Raw genomic sequence first — 9,925 nt, 5'->3', positions numbered from 1 at the left:
CTGCTGACTTCTGTCCGCAGTTGAGATGCCAAATCGTTGACTGCTTTCTGTCCGTTGCGAAAAGATAAGTAACCAACAATGCCGACCGCCCCCATGATTTGTAGCACGAAGGGGACAATCAACACCGTTCGCAGTGGCGCATGACCAATCAGTTTTTTGAGGATTGAAGGCTGGGGTGATGACATAGGGCAACTCGTTATTGCAGTGAGGCAGATAATATTTTTGCTCGACTACACTTTGTCAAGTTATTTTGTTTAAAACAGACATCGATCGGGCGATCGCCATTTTTTAGGAATAATCTAATTTGTGTTTATGTATCGATATTAACCCAAAAATGGTTTAAGCCAATATTTTGCCATGTCAATTTAATAACTCGCCCGCACCGCACAGCCGCACTTCTATAAGTTTCTCTAAGTTCGTCAAAGAAACGAGGTTAATGAGGTAAGTGCGTCCTCTTAGTCTGGTTCGCGCTGTCCTGCTAAAGAAATATCAGGAGATTCTCGTAGAGTTTTTGCCGAATTGATACTTAATTGTGGGCTGCAAATACTTAAGTACATAGACTCAGATAAATGCGATCGAGAGTTGTTTGGGCGATCGCATATTTAAAGTAAAATAAAAGAGAGAGTGCGTGCAGAGTGCCTCCTCTTTTTGAGCGCCACACCTAGGGATTGGGACATCTGAGTTTCAAAAAGTCTGCTTTGATCCAACCTTTGTACTCACTTGCTCTCAATCTTGTCGTCAAATACCAGACATTTCCTTCGCTATCTTTGCGACTGAGTGGAGATATGACAGCACTTTTATTTTGGTCGTCATTGGCGACAATGACTAGATTTCCTACCGATACAGTGCCTACAACGCTAAAAATGCTTCCTGCACCCGATCTTATATTAACTTGCGAGCCAATATCTTCACCTACAATATCGGCAACGCAGCTTTTGTCTGTGATGGATTGAGCGCTGACACTCTTAGTGAGTTGTGGAACTAATATGGCTAAACTGGCGATTTCTACAAATACGATAGCGCAATTTATTACGAGAAAGAATTGCTTGAAAGCCTCTCCCTTTGAGGGAGAAATTAAAATCTGACTATTCATTACTCCAATCCTCTTCGTTATAGGTAGAGGTCGCTATCCAACTGTCAATTGTCAATTGTCAACTGTCAACTGTTGAAAGGTTTCATGAGTTGAAGATGAGCGACAATCAGAGCTTGCTTGACTGCATCGTGGTAGATATCTTGAACTGGCATCGCGAGGCGAGGTAATTTGATATTCTACATTTTAGCTCAAGTGCGATCGACCTTAAGTGTATCCCAAGCACGCGCGGCGGGGAAGCTATCCCTCTTCGTGAATCGCACATCCAATCCCGTACCTCGCGGCCACAGACGGGCGATGCCTGCGCGGGCTATAATCAGGGAAATCGACTGTCGCTCAACTCAATCCCTCGCAGGTTAAGATGAAGGAGTTTATGCTAGCTATGTCTATTGCTTAAGTCACGAATGTACGAAATTGAATTTACGCCTGATGCTGCTAAGGATTTACAATATTTTAGGAAATTCGAGCAGAAAATTCTGCTCGATGCGATTCAAACCCAATTAACCTATGAACCAACGGTATAAACAAAAAATCGTTTCCGACGTTCTCCACCGGATATTGCAGAATGGGAATTGCGGACTGGTGTGTTCCGGGTATTCTACAACGTTGATGAACTCGTGGAGATTGTCAGCATTGAAAGAATCGGTGAAAAGCCAAATAATAGTGTATTTTTTCGATGAAAAGAAGGTTGAAAATTTATGATTTGGACTTATCGCGTATTTTGTGACAGCCAAGGGCACTACTCAATTCGTGAGGTTTTTTACGAGCAAGATGGCACAATTATTGATTGTGGCAAAGCTGCTACTGTAGCAATTGGTAGCTCACTGGAAGAATTGATAAAACTGGTTCAATGGTTTAAAGAAGCTTTTGAATTACCAGTTTTATTGCTAGAAGAAGTTGAGGCAAAGATGGCGGCGCAGCCCCCAAAACCGAAATCCGATCGCAGTCGAAATATTTCTTTGAAGCAGATGATTTCCGAATTAGCTCTTGAGGATGATAATGAGCGCGAGGTAATTAATTAGGTGAGATGGTTAGATTGGCGATCGCACAATTAAGCGATCGCAAACTCTGTATATTGCCGTAAATGCGGTGGATGAAACGCCAAAACAATCTCTTCCCGCGAAACCCCAGCCTGCAAAAAATCTGTCACCACCCCATCTTCTGTCCAATCCTCCTCAATCCAAATTTTGCCATCCCGCAATCGCACGTGAATAGTATTGACCTTAATCCGTTCTTCCCCCTGCCAACCCATTACCATCAATAAATAATTGTCGTGTTGCCCGTCAAAAACCAGCACATTTTCTAGCTTTGAATTGTTAGATCGGCATCTGCCTGAAATCGAACTTTCATCATAATGCGCCTTTTTTCCGATTTTGAGCAGTTATCAATTGTTGGTACAGAAGTGGACTTTTTTGTCTCAAAGACTGTTGCAATTCCTTAAATTCTGCTTCACCTTCTTCTAAGTACGCATCAACGATTTCTCGGTTGGCAAGATAAAAGGCGATCGCACCATAAACCTGTTCTAGCGAAAGAAGTGGAAAATTTTGGGCAATGCTTTCGGGTGCTTCTCCATTCAAGAAGGAATAAACGACTGAATCGAAGGAAATGCGAGTTCCTTGAATCCAATACCCTCCGTTGCGTTGTTCGATATACTGCTTTGTTGGACTGATGGCTAGTGTCATAGGGATCATCGCTGCTTTTTATCTAGATTTTAAACGAATTAGATGAGATAGTTAGATTGGCGAGCGCCCTTCGCTGCATCCTAAAGCCCGATCGCCCATTCCACCCCACAGCCCGCCACAGACGCAGGAATCGCCCCCAACAACCTCTGCAAATCCAATTAGTACCGGATCGGATCTCGAAGTACCCGAGATCGACTACAGTAAACACAAAATATTATTGGCGGTGATTTGAGTGATTGAGACTTTAGCAACAGGAATCGCAGCAGCCGGTTCGCTGCTAGCATTGGGCGGGTTGGGCCTAGAGTTGAACTATCGCCGGACTGGGAGTGCAAATAAACTAGAACTTACAGCCGGAGAATGGCACTTAGCCATAAACGAGCCCAACCGCTATCTGTTGGTTGGCGAAATGGAATTCCGCAATCTGACACAGCGGTTTGAGATTATGTTGCCAGATGTCCGGGCACAGGTGAAACTACTATCAGATGGAAGTTTAGACGGCGTGACTTCCCAGACAAAAGTCATTCCTTGCCACGAAGACGCAAAAGCCAGAGCAGACGATTACTGGTTCGGCTATATTGTTAAAGCCAAAAAAACCACGAAAATTAAAGTTTCGGTAGACATTCAAGGGCAAGATTTAAACAAATTGCAGTCAGCTTGGGTGCAAATACATTTCATCACCTACGGCCCGGGCGGGCGCATCCCCAAAGTCCGCAACGTAGTAGTCCCGCTGCAATTTCCCAACTCGGACACCGTACCCACAGCCCGCAATGTCGGCGTTGCAGAAGTCTTGCCAATTCGCACCCACATCCTCGCCGAACTCGACAATCCCGTGGAAATTGTCAAGCGTTACGTGTTACCGCGCGCCAAAGCCGGCGATATCGTCGCCCTCGCCGAAACTCCCCTAGCCTTAATGCAGGGACGCTACCGCCATCCCAGCGAAGTCAAACCCGGATGGGTAGCAAAGCGAGTCTGCTTGTTTTTCTTGCCGATGTCGAGTTTGGCCACGGCTTGCGGAATGCAAACTTTAGTGGATGTAGTCGGGCCCACTCGTGTAGTAGCCGCATTTGCGATCGGCGCTGTAGCTAAAATATTCGGTAAACCGGGAGTCTTTTACCAGTTAGCAGGGGAACAAGCCAGACTGATCGATGACGTTACCGGGACTTTGCCTCCCTTCGACCAATTTATCGTGCTTGGCCCGGACAATCCCCAGCAAGTTGTAGAAGAAATTCAACGAGAAACCGGACTTGCGGCGGCGATCGTAGACGCTAATGACTTAAAAGCAGTTAAGATATTAGCAGCGACCTCCGATTTATCGATCGCATTTTTAGAGCAAGCCTTGCGCAGCAACCCCGCCGGGAATGCTGACGAACGAACACCAGTGGTTTTAATCCGACCTCTGCCACAGACATCTTGAGTTGAAAACTGAAAATTAAAAAATCAAACAAATGATTTGAATTTTTTAATTTTAGATCGATCGAGAAAGGGTGAAGAATTAAAAGTTCTAAGTTTAAAACCCAAAACTTCCCTGACTCTTCCCCTTTCTTAAGAATGTTTGATTTTTCAATTTCTATTCACCACTTTCGTGTTGTTATGGTTATCAGCTTTGATTAGAGACTCGCAAACCAACAACCAACAACCAATAACCAATAACCAATAACCAACAACCAATAACCAATAACCAATAACCAATAACCAACAACCAATAACCAACAACCAATAACCAATAACCAATAACCAACAACCAATAACCAACAACCAATAACGAATAACCAACAACCAACAACCAATAACGAATAACCAATAACCAATAACCAATAACCAATAACCAATAACCAATTTATACCTCACTTGAGAATTTCTATATGACTTCATTTCCCTCTCAAAACCAAAACCAGGTTGTAATTCGCCCGTTTCAGTACCGCGACATCGAGGCGATGGAACAACTGTGCGCCGAAACAGCCGACGAACCAGAAAACCGCAAGGGCGCAAGCTGCGACTTGGTACTGGGTAGAAAGTTGCAGCAGATTCGCCGCTGGTACGGACTGCTAAAGATTTTTAGCTGGTTTCCCAACCCTTGTCAGTCGCTGTTCCGGGCCCACGTTGCTGAAGAAGAGGGGACTGTTAAGGGCATAATTCAGATTTCTCCTTTCAACCGCACCCGCAGCACTTGGCGGATCGATCGCGTCGGAGTAGACCCAGAAGCCCGCAGCAAAGGCATTGGTTCGATGCTGATGCGGTACTGCTTCGAGGCAGTCTGGGAGGCGCGGACGTGGCTGCTAGAGGTGAATGTCGGCGATAAAACTTCCTTAGCTTTGTACCGGCAGAACGGGTTTCAGCCGTTGGCCCAGATGACTTATTGGTCGATCGCCCCGGAACGCCTCCAAGAAATGGCCTCCGCGACGCCAGATTTGCCCAACCTGCTGCCCGTAAGCAACGCCGACGCTCAATTTTTATATCAACTCGATACCGCGTCTATGCCGCCGTTAGTACGTCAAGTATTCGATCGGCACATTCAAGACTTCAAAACCAGTTTTTTGGGCGCTTTGTTTGAAGGTGTCAGACAGTGGCTGGGCAAAACAGAGGTAGTCAGCGGTTACGTATTTGAACCGCAGCGCAAAGCCGCGATCGGCTATTTTCAGGTGCAGCTATCCCGCAACGGCCAACAGCCGCACGTCGCCCAACTGACAGTACACCCAGCCTACACGTGGCTGTACCCAGAACTGCTGTCCCAAATGGCCCGCCTGGTTCAAGATTTCCCAGTTCAAAGCCTGCAACTGGCTTCCGCCGACTATCAACCGGAACGGGAAGCTTATTTAGAGCAATTTGGAGCCGTCCGTCTGGAACATAGTTTGCTGATGTCGCGATCGGTGTGGCACAAATTGCGCGAGTCCAAGCTAGTCTCCCTCGAAGGACTCCAGCTATCAGAAATGCTGCAAAGCTTCCAGCCAACTCGCAAACCCGTACCGGGTCGGATGTCCTGGCTCGGCCCCATGGCTGGAGAAGCCGCAGCAGCGCCGCCGTCGTCTGAAATTAAGCCCTTTTTGTTGGACTCGGGAAAAAATCAAGCTAATCAAGTCAACCCTTTAAACAGCCAAAATTCCGAATCTGGAGCAACAGATGCTAGCAGCATTTTGCCTGTGAATTTGCCGGAGTTACCTCAAGAGGGCGACGCCCAAGAATAAAACTTAATTCCTGATACAATGCCCGCTCAATAAAAGGTTTGATCGTTCGGACTTTAGTCCTCTCTTTGATGCGGACTAAAGTCCGAACGATCAAACCGCAGAAACTCAACTTCTTCCCTTCTTCCTTCGCGCCCTTTGCGTCTTTGCGGTTCGTTAAATCATAATTATTCCCGCTTGCAAAGCAGTAAATCTCAAATCTAAAATTGATTGATGTCCAACGAAAAATTATGGATTTCCGCACTGGGATTAGATATCGGCAACAAACGAGTCGGCATCGCCGGGTGTGACGGCACAGGTTTAATTGCTACGGGGATTACTACTCTGGTGCGATCGTCCTTCGATCGAGATGTAGCTTGTCTCAGAGAGCTCGTGGAAGAGCGAAGAGTGCAAATTTTGGTGGCTGGCCTCCCCTACTCCCTCAACGGAGAACTGGGCGCTCAAGCCCTAAAAGTCCAGAAATATGCCACTCGCATCGCCGCCGCCTTAGAACTCCCCCTAGAATACGCCGACGAGCGTCTGACTTCTGTGGGCGCCGAGGAACTGATCCAAGCACAAGGGATGTCTCCGTCGCGCCATAAGGGTTTAATCGATCGCAAAGCAGCGGCCTTGATTTTGCAGCAGTGGCTAGACGAGCGCAGGCAAAAGATCGGCGCCATTCCCAATCCTGATAGGTTTTGACATAATCTGGGCAGGTTTACGCGCCCAGATTGTGCGATTCAAACAGAAACGGCAGGCTTCGCCCGTCTTGCGTTTCCTAGCCCAATAGACAATGCCCTGTCTATCGAAATAATTATACGCTAAAGCCCTCAAGCTGATGACGGGGCTTTCAACTCAGTTTTTCGGTAGTAACAGAGGCATGATATCCTAGTTGTGCAAGTTTGCTGCCCACACCTGTAACCGTTGACGCACTGGATAAAATTCGGCTGTACCTTCGGTATGAAAGCAGCACACAATTGTGATTTGTCCTCAGTGTCGCTTGCGAACTCGACTGAGATTTAAACGCTGCACTCGTCGCAGGCGGAAAATGCCGCGAGTCTCGCGGTTTAAGCTTGTGGACTGGCGATCGCCCGATCGACCAGAATATCGCCACGAAAACTCCCAATTGTCAAGCAAATGTTCGTGAATTATTGACGGAAAATAAAGATACACGCGATGTCCTCATCCCCATACCGCAAAGAGAATGGCAGTTCCAATGAAGAGTCCGTCACCCTGACGGATGAACTTGGGCGATCGCTAACTTGCAATATAGAATATTCGATGAACCTAGAAGGTCAAGAATACGCTTTGCTGCTGCCGATCGACTCTCCCGTAGAAATTTTTACATGGCACGGAGACGATGCCGACGAAGCAGCAATTCCTGTAGAAGACGAAGCCGAAATTGACAAAATTTTTGATACCGCTACAGTTGTTCTAGAAGAACAGAACTTGAAGCTACGGCGCACGGCAGTCACACTCACTGTAGTTGGCGAATTGCCGGAATTTCCAGACGAGGATTTGGAGCCTAATGCCGATCCCGATGAGGAATCCGAGTTTGAGGAACTGATGTGGTTGACCAGCTTCTATCACGAAGAACAGGAATATGCTATTTATACGCCTCTAGATCCATTCTTTATCTTGGCGAGAATGAATGATGACGGCAAGCCTGAATTGCTCTCGGAAGAAGAGTTTCAAAGGCTAGAACCGATGTTGCCGATGCTCGAAGACCAGTTTTTTGACGAGCTAGATTAGATATTAATTGCAGGCATTCGGCATGAGGCAAAAAGCAGAATTTTGGACTATTTTATAAAATAGTAAACTGCTCGGTCGATCGAAATTTTCGAGATGCCGCCTTCTGCCCTGTCAGCTCCGACTGTTGAATCGGGTCTTAAAAAAGGCTGGTATCCGTAACTTTTTGGTCATTAATTGCAGATCATCAGTCATTAGTCGTTAGTTAACCGTCGCTGATCGAGGACAACGGACTATGAACAAAGAACAACTGACAAAAAGCAGCGCGCGCGAGAGCCAAAAAGCTCCTCGGCGAGCCTCAAAATGGTTGTTTTATCTGGCGTTGTTGCCGGCAATTTGGGGAGTGGGCGCTTGGCAGGGCTGGGCTTGGTGGAGCTGGGCTTCAGCGCCCCCTAAAATCGCTGAAACGTCAACTTCCCCAGGACAGGATACGGGTGTTTCGATTCAAATTCCCCCCGGTAGTTCCAGTCAAAAAATTGGGCAGGATTTAGAGGCGGCGGGTTTAATTCGATCGGCAGGAGCATGGAATATGTGGGCTCGCTGGCTGACCCTGCAAAACCGCGACGGAGGTTTTAAAGCCGGAACTTACAAACTGTCGCCGACTCAGCCCCTGAGTGCGGTTGCTGGGAAAATTTGGCAGGGTGAAGTTGTACAGCAGAGTTTCACGATTCCTGAAGGGTGGTCGCTGCAACAAATGAGCGCTTATTTTGAAGCGCAAGGTTTTTTCCCGGCTAAGGATTTTATGGCGGCGGCGAGTCAAGTTCCCTACGCTGATTACCCTTGGCTGCCGAGCGGGTTGCCTCATTTGGAAGGGTTTTTGTACCCGGATACTTATCAGCTAGATGGCGATGCAATTAGCCCGCAAGCTGTCATCAAACAAATGCTCGGCCGTTTTGAGCGGATAGCTTTGCCGGTCTTTCAAAAAAATCAGAACAATACTAAGCTTTCTTTGAAAGAGTGGGTAACTTTGGCGAGTATTGTGGAAAAAGAAGCTGTGGTTGCTTCCGAGCGCCACCGCATTGCAGGAGTGTTTACCAGCCGCTTGAATAAGGGCATGAAGTTGGGCTCCGATCCGACGGTAGAATACGCCCTCGGCATCAGGCAAACCAAGGAGAAACCTCTGACTTTTAAACAGGTTGAAACGCCTTCTCCCTACAATACTTATATGAATGTAGGGCTGCCCCCAACTCCCATCGCAGCTCCGGGAATCGCCAGTCTGGAAGCAACTCTGGCTCCTGAAAATACAGAATACCTGTATTTTATGGCTCGCTATGACGGTACTCATATTTTCAGCCGCACTCAGGCGGAACATGATGCTGCTGTGGCTCAAATTGACCAAAAAGTGCGATCGGGTCAATAAATGGCTAATCACTAATACATAAGTAAAAAGTCAAAAGTTAGATCGGATTCGGCTGCATCAGAATTGTACCTGATTGCGAGGGTTGTCAGGAGCGATCGGGAGGCTCGCACTACAGTCCGAAAATGCTGGTTCGGATGCAAACCAAAACGATATTACAAAGCAAAAGCCAGAATTATTTACTTTGGACTTTTGACTTTTTCAATGTTTAACTGCCGATTTCTTAATTTCTGAATCTAAAATCTAAAATCTAAAATCTAAAATCATTATGACTTGGGGTAAACTACTACAGCCTGACTTAGTTCTAGGCGATTCGATCGTAAATTTAACGGCTGATATTCTTGAGAAATATCATATCAAAGGATTAGTGTTGGATGTGGACGAAACCCTGGTTCCCATTACAGCAATGAATGCTTCTGAGGAACTCAGCCTGTGGGTGGCAGAAATTAAACCGATAGTATCGCTGTGGTTGGCGAGCAATAATTTAAGTGAGAATCGGATCGGTCGAATTGCTCAGTCTTTGAATCTGCCTTACATCACTGGTGCAGCTAAGCCGTCGCGCCGCAAGTTGCGAACAGCAGTAACGGCGATGAATTTGCCGGTGGAACAGGTGGCGATGGTGGGCGATCGACTTTTTACTGATGTTTTGGCCGGCAATCGTTTGGGTATGTTTACTATTTTAGTCGAGCCAATGGTTGATGCTGGCTATGCGGTGCGCAAATATCCGGTGCGCTCTTTTGAAGTTTGGGTGTCTCAAGCTTTGGGAGCTACTCTTGATAGCAGAAAGTAGTCAGTTGTCAGTTGACAGTTGGCAGTTGACAATTGACAGTTGGCAGTTGACAATTGTTATTTGTTATTTGTTATTTGTTATTTTTGAATATTTCCCAAT

15 protein-coding genes are annotated in these 9,925 nt (G+C 46.6%); 9 read left to right on the top strand and 6 right to left on the bottom strand.

Features of this window, described 5'->3' with window-relative positions:
- A partial coding sequence (locus QT974_RS24945) for a hypothetical protein (RefSeq protein WP_333471094.1) occupies positions 1–185 on the bottom strand: 185 nt, incomplete at its 3' end.
- A 476-nt stretch (positions 186–661) separates the two neighbouring features.
- Positions 662–1,093 (bottom strand): SH3 domain-containing protein, encoded by a 432-nt coding sequence (locus QT974_RS24940; RefSeq protein ID WP_333471093.1) that lies wholly within the window; start codon positions 1,091–1,093, stop codon positions 662–664.
- A gap of 168 nt (positions 1,094–1,261) precedes the next feature.
- Between QT974_RS24940 and QT974_RS24935 the strand changes: the two genes are divergently transcribed.
- The 3 genes from QT974_RS24935 (at position 1,262) to QT974_RS24930 (ending at position 2,112) form a co-directional block, all read left to right on the top strand.
- A complete protein-coding gene (locus QT974_RS24935; RefSeq protein WP_333471092.1) occupies positions 1,262–1,450 on the top strand; it encodes a hypothetical protein in 189 nt (62 codons plus the stop codon).
- 44 nt (positions 1,451–1,494) lie between these two features.
- A complete protein-coding gene (locus QT974_RS34840) occupies positions 1,495–1,614 on the top strand; it encodes a type II toxin-antitoxin system RelE family toxin (protein WP_442933213.1) in 120 nt (39 codons plus the stop codon).
- 174 nt (positions 1,615–1,788) lie between these two features.
- Complete coding sequence (locus tag QT974_RS24930; protein ID WP_333471091.1) at positions 1,789–2,112, top strand: hypothetical protein; 324 nt, start codon at positions 1,789–1,791, stop codon at positions 2,110–2,112.
- A 29-nt stretch (positions 2,113–2,141) separates the two neighbouring features.
- On the opposite strand, the gene QT974_RS24925 is transcribed toward QT974_RS24930, so the two are convergent.
- Together QT974_RS24925 and QT974_RS24920 are read right to left on the bottom strand one after the other, a co-directional pair.
- The gene (locus QT974_RS24925) at positions 2,142–2,429 is read right to left on the bottom strand and encodes a XisI protein (RefSeq protein ID WP_333471095.1); all 288 of its coding nucleotides are present in this window, start codon (positions 2,427–2,429) and stop codon (positions 2,142–2,144) included.
- Positions 2,430–2,439: 10 nt separating this feature from the next.
- Positions 2,440–2,772, bottom strand: coding sequence for a DUF433 domain-containing protein (locus QT974_RS24920; RefSeq protein WP_293142666.1), 333 nt, complete (start codon positions 2,770–2,772; stop codon positions 2,440–2,442).
- A gap of 232 nt (positions 2,773–3,004) precedes the next feature.
- Here QT974_RS24920 and QT974_RS24915 point away from each other — a divergent pair, with 232 nt between their 5' ends.
- The gene (locus tag QT974_RS24915; protein WP_333471090.1) at positions 3,005–4,186 is read left to right on the top strand and encodes a F420-0:Gamma-glutamyl ligase; all 1,182 of its coding nucleotides are present in this window, start codon (positions 3,005–3,007) and stop codon (positions 4,184–4,186) included.
- 146 nt (positions 4,187–4,332) lie between these two features.
- Here QT974_RS24915 and QT974_RS24910 read toward each other — a convergent pair whose 3' ends face one another.
- Positions 4,333–4,608, bottom strand: a complete 276-nt coding sequence (locus tag QT974_RS24910) for a hypothetical protein (RefSeq protein ID WP_442933212.1) — start codon at positions 4,606–4,608, stop codon at positions 4,333–4,335.
- A 26-nt stretch (positions 4,609–4,634) separates the two neighbouring features.
- Here QT974_RS24910 and QT974_RS24905 point away from each other — a divergent pair, with 26 nt between their 5' ends.
- Both QT974_RS24905 and ruvX read left to right on the top strand, forming a co-directional pair.
- Positions 4,635–5,954: a GNAT family N-acetyltransferase gene (locus QT974_RS24905; protein WP_333471088.1), complete on the top strand. Its 1,320-nt coding sequence runs from the start codon at positions 4,635–4,637 to the stop codon at positions 5,952–5,954.
- Positions 5,955–6,164: 210 nt separating this feature from the next.
- A complete protein-coding gene (ruvX, locus tag QT974_RS24900) occupies positions 6,165–6,632 on the top strand; it encodes a Holliday junction resolvase RuvX (RefSeq protein WP_333471087.1) in 468 nt (155 codons plus the stop codon).
- A 288-nt stretch (positions 6,633–6,920) separates the two neighbouring features.
- Here ruvX and QT974_RS24895 read toward each other — a convergent pair whose 3' ends face one another.
- Positions 6,921–7,103 carry a hypothetical protein gene (locus QT974_RS24895; RefSeq protein WP_333471086.1) on the bottom strand — a complete coding sequence of 61 codons (183 nt, stop codon included), beginning with the start codon at positions 7,101–7,103 and terminating at the stop codon, positions 6,921–6,923.
- Between the two features lie 3 nt (positions 7,104–7,106).
- On the opposite strand from QT974_RS24895, the gene QT974_RS24890 reads away from it, so the two are divergent.
- From QT974_RS24890 to QT974_RS24880, 3 genes are all read left to right on the top strand, one after another.
- Complete coding sequence (locus QT974_RS24890) at positions 7,107–7,682, top strand: DUF3727 domain-containing protein (protein WP_333471085.1); 576 nt, start codon at positions 7,107–7,109, stop codon at positions 7,680–7,682.
- Between the two features lie 232 nt (positions 7,683–7,914).
- Entirely contained in the window at positions 7,915–9,039 is a 1,125-nt protein-coding gene (mltG, locus tag QT974_RS24885) for an endolytic transglycosylase MltG (RefSeq protein WP_333471084.1), read from the top strand.
- A 265-nt stretch (positions 9,040–9,304) separates the two neighbouring features.
- Entirely contained in the window at positions 9,305–9,826 is a 522-nt protein-coding gene (locus tag QT974_RS24880; protein ID WP_333471083.1) for a YqeG family HAD IIIA-type phosphatase, read from the top strand.
- Positions 9,827–9,925 lie beyond the last annotated feature (99 nt).

This window comes from Microcoleus sp. BM001215392 (genome assembly GCF_036700185.1).
GTDB lineage: Bacteria > Cyanobacteriota > Cyanobacteriia > Cyanobacteriales > Microcoleaceae > Microcoleus.
The sequence above is the reverse complement of the archived record's forward strand: the minus strand, read 5'-3'. Positions and strand labels throughout refer to the sequence as shown.

Bases quoted from the DNA above. Each gene is read 5' to 3' on its own strand.
- QT974_RS24930 (WP_333471091.1), top strand. From the start codon at position 1,789: ATGATTTGGACTTATCGCGTATTTTGTGACAGCCAAGGGCACTACTCA.
- QT974_RS24890 (WP_333471085.1), top strand. From the start codon at position 7,107: ATGTCCTCATCCCCATACCGCAAAGAGAATGGCAGTTCCAATGAAGAG.
- QT974_RS24905 (WP_333471088.1), top strand. From the start codon at position 4,635: ATGACTTCATTTCCCTCTCAAAACCAAAACCAGGTTGTAATTCGCCCG.
- QT974_RS24920 (WP_293142666.1), bottom strand. From the start codon at position 2,772: ATGACACTAGCCATCAGTCCAACAAAGCAGTATATCGAACAACGCAAC.
- QT974_RS34840 (WP_442933213.1), top strand. From the start codon at position 1,495: ATGTACGAAATTGAATTTACGCCTGATGCTGCTAAGGATTTACAATAT.
- QT974_RS24940 (WP_333471093.1), bottom strand. From the start codon at position 1,093: ATGAATAGTCAGATTTTAATTTCTCCCTCAAAGGGAGAGGCTTTCAAG.
- QT974_RS24880 (WP_333471083.1), top strand. From the start codon at position 9,305: ATGACTTGGGGTAAACTACTACAGCCTGACTTAGTTCTAGGCGATTCG.
- mltG (WP_333471084.1), top strand. From the start codon at position 7,915: ATGAACAAAGAACAACTGACAAAAAGCAGCGCGCGCGAGAGCCAAAAA.
- ruvX (WP_333471087.1), top strand. From the start codon at position 6,165: ATGTCCAACGAAAAATTATGGATTTCCGCACTGGGATTAGATATCGGC.